This window comes from Methylibium sp., from assembly GCF_031393925.1.
Lineage (GTDB): Bacteria > Pseudomonadota > Gammaproteobacteria > Burkholderiales > Burkholderiaceae_C > Methylibium.
Genome location: NZ_JANMWL010000063.1, coordinates 13267 through 30652, shown reverse-complemented (window position 1 = coordinate 30652; position 17386 = coordinate 13267). Strand labels below are relative to the sequence as shown.

Below are 17386 nucleotides of genomic sequence, written 5' to 3'. Positions count from 1 at the left end.
GCCCCCGGGCTCGACGTGCCGCAATGCTGGCAACAGGTGGCCCGTGCGGTGCGGGCGTTTTCGCACGAGCGAGGCGTCGAGTCGCGCGACCTGATCGTGCTGCTGCCGTTCGCGCAGCACCTGCCGCTGGCGCGCGCGGCGTGGCTGGCGCAAGGGCCCGCAACCGCGTGGCTGCCACGCCTGGAGACCACTGACACGCTGGCCCGCGCTCTCCTGCCCGCACCGCCGCTTGCTCCCGGCGCCCTGTCTTTCGACGGTGTGGCCGACCGGCTGCGCTGCACCGAACTGCTGGCCGAGCAAGCCGCCGATTGGCCGCGGCGCGATGCGCGCTCGTTCGAGCGCGCCGTCTCGCAAGTGGTCGAGATTGCACAAGCGCTGGCACGCGCTCGGCTCGCTCTGCCGCCCGCGCGGCGGGCCGACTGGCTCGAAGCGGCGCGCTCCGCGCTCGGGGCGGTGATGGGGCCGGGCGCGCAGGAGCGTGCGCTGGCGCGGCTCGCGCTCGAATGGTCGCTCACCGCCGATGAAACGGTGGCGGATGCGCTGCACGCCCAGCGCCCTGCGGGCTGGGTGGCGCTGCGTGCCGGCGCCACCGACGCGCTGGTGGAGGCGCTGCTCGGCCATGCCGACGTGCCGGTGCTGTGGCTGGACGGCGATGCGCGCGAGGCCGGTTCGTTCGCGGCGCGCGACGGTGCGCAGCTCGCCGCCTGCAGCGATTTCGAGCACGAAGCGCAGCGCAGCGCCGCACAAGTGCTGGCGCACCTGGCGCGTGGCGAGCGGCCGGTCGCGTTGGTCGCGCTCGACCGCGTGTTGCTGCGCCGAGTTCGCGCGCTGCTCGAACGCCAGCCGCTTAACGTGGCCGACGAAACCGGCTGGAAGCTCTCGACCACGCGCGCCGCGGCCACCGTGGCCGGCCTGCTGCGCGCCGCGCACCCGCGTGCCACCACCGATGAGCTGCTCGATTGGCTCAAGTCATCGCCGCGAGCGTGGCCGGGGCTCGATGCGCTCGAGGCCGGCTGGCGCAAACACGCGGTGAGCGCGTTGCGGCAGGTCGACGCAGCGCAGCTCGCGGGCTCCGCGCTCGGCCTGTGGCAGCAGTGGCAGTCTATCGTCGATCTCGTGCGACCGGCCAGCGGCGCGCGTCGCGCGCCGCTGGCCGACTGGCTCGTGCGCCTGTGCGCTGCCTTGCGACACGCCGGGGTATGGGACGCGTTGATCTGCGATGCGGCAGGCGCTCAGGTGCTGGAGGCGCTGCGCTGTCGTGACGTCGGCGCGTCGGGCGCCTGGGCCCGGCAAGCGGCAGCGAGCCGATTCGATGCCAGCGGTTTTCGCGCCTGGGTCGATGGTGTGCTGGAGCAGGTGGCCTTCGAGCCGCCGCTGGTCGGCAACGACGTGCCCGCGGTGGTGATCACGCCGCTCGCGCGCGCCGTGTTGCGGCCGTTCGCCGCGATTGTGTGCCCGGGCGCCGACGAGTTGCACCTGGGCGCCAGCCCGCCGCCGCAGCCCCTGCTTGGCGATGCGCTCGCCGGTGCGCTCGGCCTGCCCACCGCGGTCGAGCGGCGCGAGGCCGAGCGGCGCGCGTTCACGCAACTGCTGCGCACGCCGCGGCTGACCTTGCTCTATCGTGAACGCGACGGCGCCGAGCCCTTGCAGCCGAGCCCGCTGGTGCAGCGGCTGCAGCTGCTGGCCCTGCGCGCGGGCCGGCCGCTCGCCAACGCGCCGGATGCCCGACTCACGCAGCGCATCGAGGGCTGCGCCCTGCCGCGGCCGCTGCCGGTGGCGCCTGGGCTCGTGCCGGCCAGCTTGAATGCCACCGCCTACGAAGCCCTGCGCGCCTGCCCCTACCGCTTCTTTGCCGAAAGCATGCTGGCGCTCGGCGAGGCGGAGGAGCTCGACGACACCTTGGAGAAACGCGACTACGGCAGCTGGTTGCATGCCGTACTGCACGACTTTCATGCGCGTCGCAACCCAGCGCAACCCGCCGACGACGCGGCGCTGCTGAGCGCCATTGCGCGTGAGCAGCAGACGGCACTCGCCCGCGACGACGCCGATTTCCTGCCCTATGCGGTGTGGTTCGAGCAACTCGCTCCGCGCTATCTGCAATGGCTCTACGGCGAGGAGGCACGCGGCGCCGCGGTGCGCGACACCGAACTGCCTTTGCGCGCCGATCCGCCCGCGCTGGCAGTGCTCGGGCTGCGGCTCGCGGGCCGGCTCGATCGCGTCGACACGATTCGCACCGAGCGTGGCCCGGCACTGCGCATTCTCGACTACAAGAGCAGCGGCAGTGCCGGCCTGCGCGAGCGCATGCGCCAGCCGCTCGAAGACACGCAATTGGCGTTCTATGCGGCGCTGCTCGCCAATGCGCAAGGCATGCCGCCCGGCGGGCTGCAAGCGGCCTACCTTGCGCTCGACGGTCGCGAGGGCGTCAGCTTGTTGACGCATGCCGACGCAGTGACGAATGCTGCGCACCTTGTGGGCGGCATTGCCGCCGACTTTTCGCGGCTTCACGCCGGCGCTGCGCTGCCCGCACTCGGCGAAGGCAGCGCCTGCACCTATTGCCGCTCGCGCGGCCTGTGCCGGCGCGACCACTGGGCAGCGCCATCGTGAGCCGCGAACTCGCCTACCGCACCGACGGCGCACTGGTGACGCCCGCAGAGTTCTACCGTAGCGCCTGCGATCCGCGACGCAGTGTCGTCGTCGAAGCCTGTGCCGGGGCCGGCAAGACCTGGATGCTGGTGTCGCGCATCGTGCGGGCGCTGCTCGCCGGCAGCGCGCCGCAGGAAATCCTGGCGATCACCTTCACGCGCAAGGCGGCCGGCGAGATGCGCGCGCGCTTGCATGGCTTGCTGCGCGACTTTGCGCTGCAAGACGACGCCGGGCGCGAGGCCGCGCTGCGCGAGCGCGGCTGCAGCGCCGAGGAGGCGCGCGCCCTGGCGCCCGCCCTGCAGGGCCTGTACGAGCGTGTGCTGGCCGGCGGTCGTGCGGTGGAGATCCGCACCTTTCACGGCTGGTTCAGCCAGCTGCTGCGCGCCGCGCCGGCCGCGCTGCTCGAACCGCTGGGCCTGGCGAGCGACGTCGAGCTGCTGGAAGACCGCAGCGAGCTGCAGCCGCTGTACTGGCGACGCTTCCTGGCGGCAGTGGCCGACGATGCGGCGCTGCGCGACGACTTTGCCCGGCTCGTACAGGCCGAGGGCCGGCATGTCACGCAGCAGTGGCTGGAGGCCGCGCTCGACCAGCGCGTTGAAATCGAACGTGCCGACGCGGCGGGCGTGCTGGAAACAAGCGTCCCCAGCGCGGCTGCGCTGTGGCCGGGCTGGGCCGATGGGTCGCAGCCGGCGATGCTGCTGGCGCAAGCCGGATCGCGCGCCATGCTCACCGCACTGGCGCGCGCGCTCGGCGGCGCGGCCGGCAAGAAGGCGCGCGACGCCGGCAGTGCGCTGGAGCAGGCGCTGGTCTGGCTCGCGGGCGACGCGCCCGATCCACGCGCCTGCTTCGATGCCGCCTGGCAGGCGCTGTTCACCAAGGCCGGCGAGCCGCGCAAGCAGATCGACGTGCCGGGCCTCCCCGAGGCTTGCGAGTTGCTGGTGTGCGTGCGCGACGCCCACGACCAGGACGAAGCACACGCGCTGCACAAGCGGCTGGTGCGCCTGGCGCGTCGGCTGCTGACGGCCTACCGCGACGTGAAGCGCGAGCGCGGCCTGGCCGACATGGCCGACCTGGAAACCTGCGCCGAACAGTTGCTGGGCAACAGCGAGGCCGCCGGCTGGATGCAGCAGCGCTTGGACGCGCGCGTGCGCCATTTGCTGATCGACGAATTTCAGGACACCAGCCCGCTGCAGTGGCGCACGATCGTCTCCTGGCTCGCCGGTTATGCGGGCGCGGGCGGCGGCGCCAGCGGGCAGCAGCCGCTGACGCTGTTCATCGTCGGCGACCCCAAGCAGAGCATCTACCGCTTTCGTCGCGCCGACCCGCGCGTGTTCACCGAGGCGCGCGACTTCGTCGTGACGGGGCTCGACGGCCTGCACCTGGCCTGCGACCACACCCGCCGCAATGCGCCGGCCGTGCTGGCAACGCTCAACGCGGTGTTCGAGCACGCGCAGCGCGAAGGCCGGTTCGCCGACTTCCGCCCGCACACCACCGACGTGGCCGACCCGCCGGGCGCCGTGGTGCTGCTGCCGGTGGTGGCGCGGCCGGCCAAGGCGGCGGCCGAGACCGCGAGCCACTGGCGCGACAGCCTGGCGACGCCGCGCGTCGAGGCCGAGGAGGCGCTGCGCCTGATCGAGGCACGCTGGGTGGCCGGTCGGATCGAGCGGCTGCTGCGCACCGAGGGCTGGCGCCCGCGTGACATCCAGGTGCTGTGCCGCAAGCGCGCGCCGCTTGCTTTCGTGGCGCAGGCCTTGCACGAGTGCGGCATTGCGCACGCCGCGCCCGAACAGCGCAGCCTGATGGATGCCGCCGAGGTGCGCGACCTGGTGGCGCTGCTCGACGTGCTGGCCTCGCCGGCCCACGACCTGTCGCTCGCACATGCACTCAAGAGCCCGGTGTTCGGCGCCAGCGACGACGACCTGGTAACGCTCGCGCTGGCCGCGCGCGTCGCCGGCAGCTCATGGTCGGGGGTACTGGAGCAAGGCGCCGGCGCCGGCAGTGCCGCACTCGAGCGGGCGCGCGCCTTGCTGCGGCGCTGGGCCGTCGCCGCAGCGCAATTGCCGCCGCAAGACCTGCTCGACCGCATCGTGGCCGAAGGCGCGGTGCGGGAGCGCTATGCCGCCGTGGTGCCACCCAGCGACGTGGCCGCGGCGCTGGCGGCCATCGACGCGCTGCTGGCGCAGTCGCTGTTGCTGGACGGCGCGCGCTACGCCACGCCCTACAGCTTTGTGCGCGCGCTCAGGCGGCGGCGCGTGCCGCTGCCGCCGCTGGCCGGTGGCGACGCGGTGCAGCTGCTGACCATCCACGGCGCCAAGGGCCTGGAGGCGCGTGCGGTGTTCGTGATCGACAGCGCGCCCGAGGCGCCGCGCGCCGAGCACGCCAGCCTGCTGATCGACTGGCCGGCCGATGCCGCGCATCCGCGCTGCTGCGCCTTCCTTGCCAGCGAGTCGCGCTGCCCGCCCTCGCTGCGCCCGCTGCTCGAGGCCGAGGCCGCGGGTCGCGAGCGCGAGGAATTGAATGCGCTCTACGTGGCGATGACGCGCTCGCGCGAGCTGCTCGTCTTCAGTGCCACCGCGCCATTCCACGGCGGCGCCGGGCTCACGACTTGGCAGCGGCTCGCCGATGCGGGTGCGCTGCCGATCCAAGCCGCCGCGCTCGACGACCCTGCTGCGCGCGAGCCCGCGGTCGTGCCCGGCGTTGACCTGGCGCAGTTGCCGCAGTTGCCGCACGCGCCAAGCTTGTCAGCGAGCCAGGGTGTGGACTCGCGCGCACCGACGCCGTCGTTCTGCGACGAGACCGAGGCAACGCGCCTGGGCCGCGCCGTCCACCGCGTGCTCGAGTGGCTGCCGGCGCCCGACGCACTCGCCGCGGCGGCGAGCGCGGCGGCGGCCGAATTCATGCTGCCCGCGGCTGCGGTGCCGCGCGTGGTCGACTTCGCCTCGGCCGTGCTGGGCAGCAGCGATTGCCGGCGCTTCTTCGAGCCGCAGGGCATGCTGTGGTCGGGCAACGAAGTGCCCATCGCCTGGCAGGGCGAAGCGCTGCGCATCGACCGCCTGGTGGCGCTGCGCGAAGGCGAGGGCAACGCTCGCGCGTGGTGGGTGCTCGACTACAAGCTGCAGCACACGCCGCAGTCGGTGGCGGCCTATCGCGCGCAGTTGGCCGGCTATCGCGATGCGGTGCGGGCGCTGCAGCCCGGCGAGACGGTGCATGCGGCTTTCATCACTGGCCGTGGCGAGGTGGTGGTGCTCTGAAGAGACTCAGCGCAGGCACGGCGACCACGGTCATCGCGGCTGACGTGCGCTCACGCTACGGAGATTCAGCGCACGTGCGGCGACTACCGGGCTATGCAGCGCGCGAAGCCTTGGCTCGCCAGAGACTCAGCGCTCGCGCGGCGGCCACGCCGCTCTGCACGGCGCCTTCGAGCGTGGCGGGGTAAGGGCCGTCGATGTAGTCGCCCGCGGCGTGCAGGCCTGGGTGATCGGCGCTGACGAGGGCCGAGGGGCGCACCAGGCCGGGCGTACACAGGAAGGTGGCGCGCTTTTCGCTCACGCTGCGCAGCAGCACGGGTGCGCCGGGCAGCAGGGCGCCGAGCTGCGCGATCGCTTGCGCCTGGACGGCGCGCGCGGTGTGGTCAAGGCCACGCTCGACCGCGCGGGCCGCACCACTGATCACGAACGCGAGCGTGCCGGCGGCGCCGGGCTCGTGCGCCGGATCGCGCAGCTGGCCGAGGTCGAAGACGTATTGCGCGGGAGCCGAATCGCTGCTGTCCAGTGCCAGCAATGGCGCCGGCAGTCGCGCACCGGCGGCGCGCAGCAACACCGTCACGATCGGCTCGTGGCGCAGCGCGCGCGCGGTGCGTGCCCACACGGGCGCATGCGGCTCGGTCAGGCGTGCGGCTTCGAGCGCGCTGCACGCAAGGATCACGCGGTCGAAGCACTCGGCATCCACCTGCCACTGCGCGCCGCGCGGCTCGACGCGGTCGACGCGGCGCGCGGTATGCAGGAAGGCGCCGCGCTCGCGCAGCCAGCGGGCGGCCGCGTCCGGCCACAGTGCCGAGAGATCGACCCGCGGCAGCAGCAGGTCCGAAGCACCGCGGCCGGCGAACAGCGCGTCGCGCAGCACGCGCAAGAAGACCTCGGCGCTCGCCTGCTCGGCCGGCGTGTTCAGGGCCGCCACGCACAGCGGCTCGATGAGGCTTCGGCGCACGGCTACCGGCAACGCGGCGCTGAGTTGCGCGACGCTTTGCGCCGGGTCGCAGCGAAAGCCGCGCAGCATCCAGCCGGTGGCCGCCGCGAGCAGCGCCAGGCGCTCACTGATCGTCCAGCCGCGCGCGCCGAGCACGCCGCGCACGAAAGCCGGCAGCGCCGCGCCGTGCGGCAAGGCGAGGCCGCGACCCGCAGCGTCGACCAGCTGGAGCGGCATGCGGCGCAGCACCGCGGTCTCATCGACGCCCACCAGCGCCATCAGGCGCAGCGTCTCGCGGTAGGCGCCGATCAGGATGTGTTGGCCGTTGTCGAGCGGCAGCTCGTGTTGCTCGCCCGGCAGGCGGCGCGCGCGGCCGCCGAGGCTGGGTGCCATCTCGAACAGCGTGACCGCATGACCGCGTGACGTGGCCTCGACGGCGGCGGCCAGGCCCGCCCAGCCGCCGCCCACCACCGCCACGGCGAGGGGCGAATGCTTCGCGGTCGGGCCGGGGCCGGTGTGGGCCGACCCACCGGGCACCGCCCGCTTCATCGCTCGCGCCAGTTGGTCTTCCATGCGAGCCAGAGCTTGCGCAATGGCGTGAGGCTCACACGCTGGTGCAGCACCTGGAAGCCATCGGCCTCGATCTCGCGCAGCAGGCTGCGGTAGATCTCCGCCATCATCAAGCCGGGCCGTTGGGAGCGCCGCTCGCCGGGCGGCAGCAGCGCAAAAGCCTCGTCATACAGCCGGTGCGCGCGCTCGGCCTGCAACGCCATCAGCGCGGCGAAGCGCTCGCTGTAGCCCCACGGCGGCTCGCGCACGAGCAGCTCGTGCGCCTTGACGCCCGTGCGCTGCAGCTCGCTGAGGGGCAGGTAGATGCGCCCGCGCCGCGCGTCGTCGCCCACGTCGCGGATGATGTTGGTGAGCTGGAACGCGAGCCCCAGCGTGTGCGCATAACGGCGCGTCGCCTCGGGCAGCGGGCGGCCCGGCTCGGCGCCGAAGATGCTGGCCGCCACTTCGCCGACCACGCCGGCCACCAGGTGGCAATAGCGCTCGAGCGCCGCGAAGTCCAGGTAGCGGGTCTGCGTCAGGTCCATCGCGCAGCCGTCGATCACCTGCGACAGATGCTCGGCGCTGATGCCGTACGCGGTCACGTGCGGCATCAGCGCCTGCATGACGGGGTGGTGCGGCTGGCCGGCGAAAGCCGCGGCCACTTCGGTGCGCCACCAGGCAAGCTTGGTGGCGGCCACGCCCGCGTCCGAAACCTCGTCGACCACGTCGTCGATCTCGCGGCAAAACGCGTAGAACGCGGTGATCGCGGCGCGCCGCGACGGCGGCAGGAACAGGAAGGCGTAATAGAAGCTCGAGCCGCTCGCGGCGGCCTTGTCCTGCACGTACTGTTGCGGCGTCATGGCGAGGCGCGATTGTCCACGGCGCCGCGCATGCCGAGCGCGCGCCAAGTGATCGGCAGCAGGTCGAAGGCGTGCAATCGGGGTCGCTCGCGCAGGCTGGCGTGGTCGAGGGCGGCGATCTTGTCGAGGATGCAGTGGCCGCCTTGCACCACGCCGCGCAGCTCCCAGCCGGCGCGCCCCGGCACGCGGTGGACGAGCGGCGCGCCTGCTTGCATCAGCCTGCGGGCCCAGTCGCACTGCGCCTTCACCAGCGCGCGCGTGGCGGCGTTGTCGTGCCCGGCGAGCAAGGCGGACTCGCTCACGCCATGGGCCGCGCAATCGTCGGCCGGCAGGTAGAGCCGCCCGCGCGGCACGTCCATGCTCAAGTCCTGCCAGAAGTTGATGAGCTGCAGCGCGCTGCAGATCGCATCCGACTGCGCGAGCGCGAGCGCGTCGGTGACGCCGTAGAGGTGCAGCAGCAGCCGCCCGACCGGATTGGCCGAACGGCGGCAGTAGTCGAGCAGCTCGGCGCGGCTCGCATAGCGGCTCTTCACCACGTCTTGCGCAAAGGCGTCGAGCAGCGCTTCGAGCAGCGGCAGGGGCAGGCGGTGCGTGCGCAGCGCAGCGGCCAAGGGGCCAAAGACCGCGGGCCAGCGTGGCGAGGCCGGTGCGCCGGCGGCCACCGCATGCAGCGCTGCGCGGTAGTCGGCCAGCTCGGCCAGGCGCTCCGCGGCGCTCGCCTGACCCTCGTCGGCAATGTCGTCGGCGGTGCGCGCAAAGCCGTAGATCGCGCGCACGGCAGGGCGCAGGGCCGGCGGGCACAGCCAGGAGGCGACCGGGAAGTTCTCGTAGTGTTCGACGCTCATCAGAGTACCTTCGTGCTGCGTGCGCAGGTATTGGCCCTTCGGGCGGCCGTTCGGACTCATGGATGCAGCTCCGCGCCGAGCGCGCCCCCCGCCACGCGCGAGCCTCGCCTTCGGGGGCGCCCCGCTGCGTTCGTGGGCGACTTTCACGGGCATGGGCTCGAGCGGCCAGCGATTCTCCACGCGCATCGATTGACACCGCTTCCGACCGCCGCTTATATTACTGACCGGTCAGTCATTAACGGTGCCTCATGAGTTTGCCGATGTTTCGCTCGCGCGTCGGCCCGTCGATCGCGCTTGCTATCGCTTTCGCTTTCGTCGCCGTCGGCTGCTCGCGGCCTGCACCCGCGCCCGAACCAGTGCGTGCCGTGCGCACCTTGACGGTGGCGCCCGACGCTGCCGGTGCCGCTTACGAATACGCCGCCGAGGTGCGCGCGCGCATCGAGTCGCGCCTGGGCTTTCGCATCGGCGGCAAGATCGTGCGGCGCGACGCCGGCCTGGGTGATCAGGTCAAGGCCGGACAGGCGCTGGCCCAGCTCGACCCGCAGGATCTGCGGCTCGGCCAGGTCAGTGCGAGCGCTGCGCTCGCCTCCGCGCGCGCCAGCCATGCGCTCGCAGAGGCCGACTTCAAGCGCTACCGGGAACTGCTCGCGCAGGGCTTCATCAGTGCGGCCGAACTGGAGCGGCGCGCGACCACGCTCGCGGCCGCGAGCGCCACGTTCGAGCAGGCGCGTGCGCAGGCCTCGGTGCAGGGCAATCAGGCCGCCTACGCCACGCTCGTGGCCGACGCGGCCGGTGTCGTCACCGGCGTGGAGGCCGAGCCGGGACAGGTCGTTGCGGCCGGTGCGCCGGTCATCCGGCTGGCGCGCGACGGTCCGCGCGACGTGGTGTTCTCGGTGCCCGAGGACAAGCTGGCGCTGCTGCGCGGGCTCGAAGGTCGGCCCGACGCGCTGCGCGTGCGGCTGTGGGGCGCAACTGCGACCTTGCCGGCCACGCTGCGCGAGATCGCGGCGGCGTCCGACGCCACCACCCGGACTTTTCTCGCCAAGGCCGACGTCGGCCGCGCGCCGGCCACGCTGGGCCAGACCGCCACGGTGCTGATCGACGGCCCCAAGTCCGAAGGCGTGATCAAGCTGCCGCTCGCGGCCTTGCTCGAAGTCGGCGGCGAGACCTCGGTGTGGCTGCTCGATGCGGTCACCATGACCGTGAAAGCGCAGCCGGTGCAGGTCGCGGGCGCCGAGGGAAACATGGTGTTGATCGCCGCCGGGCTGGCGCCGGGGCAGGAGGTCGTCGCGGCCGGCGTGCATGTGTTGACGGCAGGACAGAAGGTGCGGCGCTACGTCGAACCCGCGGCCTCGGCGGCCGTGTCGCGCTGAAGCGGGGCCAAGGCCATGGCCGTGCAGCGCGAACCGTCCAGGAACTTCAACCTCTCGCGCTGGGCGCTCGAGCACCCGGCGCTCACGCGCTACCTGATGGTGGTGCTCATGGTGCTGGGCTTCGCGGCCTATTTTCAACTCGGCCAGGACGAAGACCCGCCGTTCACCTTTCGCGCCATGGTGGTGCAGGTGTTCTGGCCGGGCGCCACCGCGCAGCAGATCGCCGAGCAGGTCACAGACAAGATCGAGCGCACGCTGCAGGAGGTGCCGTATGCCGACAAGATCAGCAGCTACACCAAGCCGGGCGAGTCGGTGACGATCTTCCAGATCGCGGACTCGTCGGCGCCCAAGGAAGTTGCCAACGTCTGGTACCAGGCGCGCAAGAAGATCGGTGACATGCGCGGCACCTTGCCGGCGGGCGTGCAGGGGCCGTACTTCAACGACGAGTTCGGCGATGTCTACGGCTCCATCTATGCGCTGTCGGCCGATGGTTTCACCGACGAGGAACTGCGTCGCCACGCCGAGATGCTGCGCTCGCGATTGCTGAGCGTGCCCGACGTGGCCAAGGTCGAGCTGTTCGGCGTGCAGGCCGAAAAGGTGTTCGTCGAGATTTCGCAGCAGCGCCTCGCACAGCTCGGCCTGGATTTCAGTGAGGTGCTCGCACAGCTTGCCGCGCAAAACGCGGTGGAAGGCGCCGGCACGCTGACGGCGGCCGGGCAGACGCTGCAGGTGCGCATCGGCGGGCAGTTCAACACCATCGACGAGCTGCGCGCCTTCGCCATCCGTGCCATCAACCCGACCACGGGGGCCGCCAGCACACTGCGTCTGGGCGACGTGGCCGACATCAAGCGAGCCTATGCCGACCCGCCCAGCGTGAAGGTGCGCCACCAGGGCAAGCCCGTCATCGCGCTGGGCATTTCCATGGTGCGTGGCGGCGACGTCATCGCGCTGGGCAAGAACCTTGGTCTCGCGTCGGCGCAGTTCCAGGCCGAGCTGCCGGTGGGCGTCGAACTCGGCCTGATCCAGGACCAGCCGGGCGCCGTGTCACGCTCGGTCGGCGAGTTCGTGCGCGTGCTTGCCGAGGCGGTCGTCGTCGTGCTCGCGGTCAGCTTCGTGGCCCTGGGCCTGCACACCAAGCCGCTGCGCCTGGACATGCGGCCCGGGCTGGTGGTCGCGGTCACGATTCCGCTGGTGCTCGCGATCACCTTCGTCGCTATGTTCTATTGGGGCGTGGGCCTGCACAAGATTTCGCTCGGCGCCTTGATCATCGCGCTCGGCCTGCTGGTCGACGACGCCATCATCGCCGTCGAGATGATGGTCAGAAAGCTCGAGGAGGGCTACGACAAGGCGCGTGCCGCGACCTTCGCCTACGAGATCACCGCCATGCCGATGCTCACCGGCACGCTCATCACCGCGGCCGGCTTCCTGCCGATCGGCATCGCCCGCTCGACGGTGGGTGAATACACCTTCGCCATCTTCGCGGTCACGACTGCGGCGCTGTTGATTTCTTGGCTGGTGTCGGTCTATTTCGTGCCTTATCTCGGCACGCTGCTGCTCGCAGTCAAGCCGCACGCCGATCCGGGCCAACCGCACGAGCTGTTCGACACGCCGTTCTACGTGCGCTTTCGCGCGCTGGTGGACTGGTGCGTGGCGCACCGCTGGCTCACCATCGGCGCGACCGTGGCGAGCTTTGCGCTCGGCATCGCCGGCATGGCCAATGTGCAGCAGCAGTTCTTTCCCGATTCGAGCCGCCTGGAGATATTGGTCGACCTGTGGCTGCCCGAGGGCTCGGCCTTCGAGTCGAGCGAGGCGCTTGCCAAGCGCTTCGAGGCGCGGCTACTCGCCGAGCCGGGTATCGTCTCGGTCACTTCCTGGGTGGGCTCGGGCGTGCCGCGCTTCTACCTGCCGCTCGACCAGGTGTTCCCGCATACCAACGTCACGCAGGCCATCGTCGTGCCCAAGGATCTGTCCACGCGCGAAGCCCTGAGCCAGCGCCTGCCGGCGCTGCTGGCCGAAGAATTCCCGGAGGTGCGCGGGCGCGCCAAACTGCTGCCCAACGGTCCGCCGGTGCCTTACCCGGTGCAGTTCCGCGTGGCTGGCAGCGACGTGAAGACTGTTCGCCGGTGGGCCGACGAAGCCAAGGCCATCCTGCGCGCCAACCCCGACATGCGCGGCGTCAACGACAACTGGAACGAGCAGGTCTTGGCACTGCGGCTCGAGGTCGACCAGGACAAGGCGCGCGCTCTGGGCGTCACCAGCGCGGGCCTGGCGCAGGCTTCGCGCACCATACTTTCGGGAACGTCTATCGGCCAATACCGCGAGGGCGACCGGCTGATCGACATCGTGCTGCGCCTACCCGCCGATGAGCGCAACGCGCTCACCGACATCGGCAACGCCTACGTGCCCACGAACGCAGGCCGCTCGATTCCGCTGACCCAGATTGCCAGGGTCGGCTTCGGCTGGGAGCCCGGCGTGCTGTGGCGCGAAGGTCGCCATTACGCCGTCACCGTGCAGGGCGACGTGGCCGAGGGTCTTCAGGGCGCCACCGTGAGCATGCAGGTGTGGCCGCAGTTGCAGGCGCTGGCCCAGCGCATGCCGCCCGGCTACACCATCGCGCTGGCCGGCGCGGTGGAAGAAAGCAACAAGGGCCAGGGTTCGATCGCAGCCGGCGCGCCGCTCATGCTGTTCATCATGTTCACCTTGCTGATGCTGCAACTGCACAGCGTGAGCCGCGCGGTGCTGGTGTTCCTGACCGGTCCGTTGGGCATTGCCGGCGTGGCCGGCGCGCTGCTGCTGCTGGGCCGCCCGTTCGGCTTCGTCGCGCTGCTCGGCGTGATCGCGCTGATCGGCATGATCATGCGCAACTCGGTGATCCTGATCGACCAGATCGAGCAGGATCGCGCCGCGGGCGTAGCCACCTGGACGGCGATCGTCGAGTCGGCCGTGCGCCGCTTCAGGCCGATCGTGCTGACCGCCGCGGCCGCGGTGCTGGCGATGATCCCGCTGTCGCGCAGCGTGTTCTGGGGGCCGATGGCAGTGGCCATCATGGGGGGCCTGGTCGTCGCCACGGCACTCACGCTGCTCGCACTGCCGGCCATGTATGCGGCCTGGTTTCGAGTCAAGCGCCCAGGCGACGAGGCCCGCGCCGTCGCGGCCGGCTAAACTCGCCGGCTGACCGAATCGCGTCGGCCGCGCCAGTGGTGCGGCCGTTCCTGGTCCGGGGGCCGGCGGGCTCGTGGATCCGTTCCCTTGCGCGGGTGGCGAAATTGGTAGACGCACCAGGTTTAGGTCCTGACGCCTGCAAGGGTGTGCGGGTTCGAGTCCCGCCCCGCGCACCACACGCAATACAACTGTTCGTTTGAGAGAGCACCGATCATGGCTGTCACCGTCGAAACCCTCGAGAAGCTCGAGCGCCGCATCACCCTCCTGCTGTCGGCCGACACGATCCGAATCGAAATCGAATCGCGCCTGCGGCGCCTCGCCAGGACGGTCAAGGCCGACGGCTTTCGCCCCGGCAAGGTGCCGATGAGCGTGGTGGCCCAGCGCTACGGCTCGTCGGTGCAGTACGAAGTCATGAACGACAAAGTCGGCGAAGCCTTCAACAAGGCCGCCAACGAGGCGCAAGTGCGCGTGGCCGGCATGCCGCGCATCGCCGAGAGGGAAGGCGCGCCCGAGGGCGAGATCGCCTTCGACGCCACCTTCGAGATCTACCCCGAGGTCAAGCTCGGCGACCTGTCTGCCGCCGAGGTCGAGCGCGTCTCCACCGAGGTGACCGAGGCCGCCATCGACAAGACGCTCGGCATCCTGCGCAAGCAGCGCCGCACTTTCGCGCAGCGTGCGGCCGCCGAAGGCGCTGCCGACGAGGACCGTGTGACGATCGACTTCGAAGGCAAGATCGACGGCGTGCCCTTCGACGGCGGCAAGGCGGAAGCCTTTCAGTTCATGCTCGGTGAAGGCCGCATGCTCGAGGCCTTCGAGAAGGCGCTGCGCGGCATGAAGAGCGGCGAGTCCAAGACCTTCCCGCTGCAGTTTCCAGAGGACTACCAAGGCAAGGACGTGGCGGGCAAGGAAGCCGACTTCATGGTGACCCTGAAGAAGGTCGAGGCGCAGCATTTGCCCGAGGTCAACGAGGCCTTCGCCAAGTCGCTCGGGATCAATGACGCCACCGTGGAAGGTCTTCGCGCCGACATCAAGAAGAACCTCGAGCGAGAAGTGAAGTTCCGAGTCATCGCGCGCAACAAGGCGGCGGTGATGGACGCGCTGGTGGCGACGGCCGAGTTGGACTTGCCCAAGGCGTTGGTGCAAAACGAAATCGACCGCCTGGTCGCCAATGCGCGCGCCGAGCTGAAGCAGCGCGGCATCAAGGACGCCGACAAGGCGCCGATCCCGGCCGAGCTGTTCCAGGCGCAGGCCGAGAAGCGCGTACGCCTGGGCCTGGTGGTGGCCGAGTTGGTGCGCTCCAACCAACTGCAGGCCAAGGCCGAGCAGATCACTGCGCACATCGAGGAGATGGCGCAAAGTTACGAGAAGCCCGAAGAGGTCAAGCGTTGGTACTTCGGTGACCAGCAGCGAATGGCGGAAGTCGAGGCGGTGGTGATCGAAAACAACGTCACCGACTTCGTGCTCGGCAAGGCCAAGGTGAGCGACAAGTCGCTGGCTTTCGACGAACTCATGGTCTGAGGCAACCTCGTTCGTCACACTTTCCGGCCGTGCCGCCGCGGGTCTCCGTCCGCCTGCTCTTGACGCCACATAATCGATCCGCATCTATGGGCGAGTCGTCATCCAAGGAGTGCCATGAGCGCGCTTGAAACTCAGAACCTGGGCATGGTGCCCATCGTGATCGAACAGTCGGGCCGCGGCGAGCGCGCCTACGACATCTACTCGCGCTTGCTGCGCGAGCGGGTGATTTTTCTGGTCGGCCCGGTCAACGACCAGACCGCCAATCTGGTGGTGGCACAGCTGCTGTTCCTGGAAAGCGAGAACCCCGACAAGGACATCTCGCTCTACATCAATTCACCGGGCGGCTCGGTGAGTGCGGGCCTGTCGGTGTTCGACACCATGCAATTCATCAAGCCCGACGTGTCAACGCTGTGCATGGGCATGGCCGCGAGCATGGGCGCTTTCTTGCTGGCGGCCGGCGCGAAAGGCAAGCGCTTTGCGTTGCCCAACTCACGCATCATGATTCACCAGCCCTCGGGCGGCGCCCAGGGCCAGGCCACCGACATCGAGATCCAGGCACGCGAAATCTTGAAGCTGCGCGAAAGCCTGAACAAACTGCTCGCCGAACGCACCGGACAGCCGCTCGAGAAGATCAAGCTCGACTCCGAGCGCGATTACTTCATGTCCTCGCCCGAAGCCATGGACTACGGCCTGATCGACAAGGTGCTCGACAAGCGCGCCTGAGCCTCGTTCGGCCGCTTCGCGCTCGGCATTCGTCCGGTCGCTTCGCGGCCACGCCGACGTGGCGGACCAAGGGTCTTTTCCACTGGAAAGACCCCCCTTTTGTTTGACTTATGATGGCCGTCAGTACCCCCTGACGGCCCCTTCCCATGCCCGAGAAAAAAGGCTCCTCCAGCGAAAAAGTGCTGTATTGCTCTTTCTGCGGCAAGAGCCAGCATGAGGTCAAGAAACTCATCGCTGGCCCCTCGGTGTTCATCTGCGACGAGTGCATCGAGCTGTGCAACGACATCATCCGCGATGAAGTACCGGCCGAAGGCAGCGACGCAAAGGTCACCAAGAGCGACCTGCCCGTGCCCGGCGAGATCAAGGCGAGTCTGGACCAGTACGTGATCGGCCAGGAACCGGCCAAGCGAACGCTCGCAGTGGCCGTCTACAACCATTACAAACGGCTCAAGCACATGGCCGGGGCGGGCAAGAAAGAAGAGGTCGAGCTCTCCAAGAGCAACATCCTGCTGATCGGACCGACTGGCTCGGGCAAGACGCTCCTGGCACAGACGCTGGCGCGCGTGCTCAACGTGCCGTTCGTGATTGCCGACGCGACGACGCTCACCGAAGCCGGCTACGTCGGCGAGGACGTCGAAAACATCATCCAGAAGCTGCTGCAGAACTGCAATTACGAAGTCGAGCGGGCGCAGCGCGGCATCGTCTACATCGACGAGATCGACAAGATATCTCGCAAGGCCGACAACCCCTCCATCACGCGCGACGTGTCGGGTGAAGGCGTGCAGCAGGCGCTGCTCAAGCTGGTCGAAGGCACGATGGCCAGCGTGCCGCCGCAAGGCGGGCGCAAGCACCCGAACCAGGACTTTCTTCAGATCGACACGACCAACATCCTGTTCATCTGCGGCGGCGCTTTCGACGGGCTCGAGAAGGTAATCCAGAACCGCTCCGAGAAGTCAGGCATTGGCTTCGGCGCCAATGTGAAGAGCAAGAGCGAACGCAAGGTCAGCGAGGTGTTCCGCGAGGTCGAGCCCGAAGACCTGATCAAGTTCGGCCTGATTCCCGAACTGGTCGGCCGCCTGCCGGTGGTCGCCACGCTGGGCGAGCTGAGCGAAGACGCGATGGTGCAGATCCTCACCGAACCCAAGAACGCGCTGGTCAAACAGTACCAGCGGCTGTTCGCGATGGACGGCGTCGACCTCGAGATTCGGCCCTCCGCGCTGGTGGCCATTGCCAAGAAGGCGCTGGCCCGCAAGACCGGCGCGCGCGGCCTGCGCTCGATCATGGAGCAGTCGCTCATGGACACGATGTTCGAGTTGCCCACGCTCGACGGCGTGCAGAAGGTGGTGCTCGACGAACACACCATCGACGAGAACGTCAAGCCGCTGCTTGTCTACCGCGAGCAAAAGGCCAGCGCCTGAAAACACCACCCGCCAGCTTCCTGTCCTGACCGTGGCCGGGCGCGCTTGCCGGCCCCTTCTTGCAAACCCCCGCTCGGGCTCCATCTGGGGCTCTGAAAGAGAGGCTCCCA

Annotated in this window: 10 protein-coding genes and 1 tRNA gene; 8 read left to right on the top strand and 3 right to left on the bottom strand. The window is 69.9% G+C overall.

The genetic code is table 11. The features are described from left to right. Together RMO12_RS04255 and RMO12_RS04250 are read left to right on the top strand one after the other, a co-directional pair. On the top strand, positions 1–2604 hold a 2604-nt coding region (locus RMO12_RS04255), incomplete at its 5' end, for a PD-(D/E)XK nuclease family protein (protein ID WP_309638326.1). Then, positions 2601–5894 carry a UvrD-helicase domain-containing protein gene (locus RMO12_RS04250; RefSeq protein ID WP_309638325.1) on the top strand — a complete coding sequence of 1098 codons (3294 nt, stop codon included), beginning with the start codon at positions 2601–2603 and terminating at the stop codon, positions 5892–5894. The genes RMO12_RS04255 and RMO12_RS04250, both read left to right, overlap by 4 nt. 91 nt (positions 5895–5985) lie before the next feature. Here RMO12_RS04250 and hpnE read toward each other — a convergent pair whose 3' ends face one another. Genes hpnE through hpnC form a run of 3 tightly spaced genes read right to left on the bottom strand, consistent with a single transcriptional unit; the run spans position 5986 to position 9082 of the window. Further along, positions 5986–7401, bottom strand: coding sequence for a hydroxysqualene dehydroxylase HpnE (hpnE, locus tag RMO12_RS04245; protein ID WP_309638324.1), 1416 nt, complete (start codon positions 7399–7401; stop codon positions 5986–5988). Continuing rightward, positions 7374–8237: a presqualene diphosphate synthase HpnD gene (gene hpnD / locus RMO12_RS04240; RefSeq protein ID WP_309624718.1), complete on the bottom strand. Its 864-nt coding sequence runs from the start codon at positions 8235–8237 to the stop codon at positions 7374–7376. Before hpnD ends, hpnE begins: the two co-directional genes overlap by 28 nt. Further along, a complete protein-coding gene (gene hpnC, locus RMO12_RS04235) occupies positions 8234–9082 on the bottom strand; it encodes a squalene synthase HpnC (protein ID WP_309624719.1) in 849 nt (282 codons plus the stop codon). Before hpnC ends, hpnD begins: the two co-directional genes overlap by 4 nt. Positions 9083–9330: 248 nt before the next feature. On the opposite strand from hpnC, the gene RMO12_RS04230 reads away from it, so the two are divergent. The 6 genes from RMO12_RS04230 (at position 9331) to clpX (ending at position 17276) form a co-directional block, all read left to right on the top strand. Further along, positions 9331–10455, top strand: coding sequence for an efflux RND transporter periplasmic adaptor subunit (locus tag RMO12_RS04230; protein WP_309638323.1), 1125 nt, complete (start codon positions 9331–9333; stop codon positions 10453–10455). 15 nt (positions 10456–10470) lie between these two features. Further along, on the top strand, positions 10471–13617 hold the full coding sequence (locus RMO12_RS04225; RefSeq protein ID WP_309624721.1) for an efflux RND transporter permease subunit: 3147 nt from the start codon (positions 10471–10473) through the stop codon (positions 13615–13617). Between the two features lie 89 nt (positions 13618–13706). Further along, a tRNA-Leu gene (locus RMO12_RS04220) sits at positions 13707–13793 on the top strand. 37 nt (positions 13794–13830) lie between these two features. After that, complete coding sequence (gene tig / locus RMO12_RS04215; RefSeq protein ID WP_309638322.1) at positions 13831–15135, top strand: trigger factor; 1305 nt, start codon at positions 13831–13833, stop codon at positions 15133–15135. A 114-nt stretch (positions 15136–15249) separates the two neighbouring features. Further along, positions 15250–15858 carry an ATP-dependent Clp endopeptidase proteolytic subunit ClpP gene (clpP, locus tag RMO12_RS04210; RefSeq protein ID WP_309624723.1) on the top strand — a complete coding sequence of 203 codons (609 nt, stop codon included), beginning with the start codon at positions 15250–15252 and terminating at the stop codon, positions 15856–15858. A 146-nt stretch (positions 15859–16004) separates the two neighbouring features. Further along, positions 16005–17276 carry an ATP-dependent Clp protease ATP-binding subunit ClpX gene (gene clpX / locus RMO12_RS04205; protein ID WP_309638321.1) on the top strand — a complete coding sequence of 424 codons (1272 nt, stop codon included), beginning with the start codon at positions 16005–16007 and terminating at the stop codon, positions 17274–17276. Positions 17277–17386 lie beyond the last annotated feature (110 nt).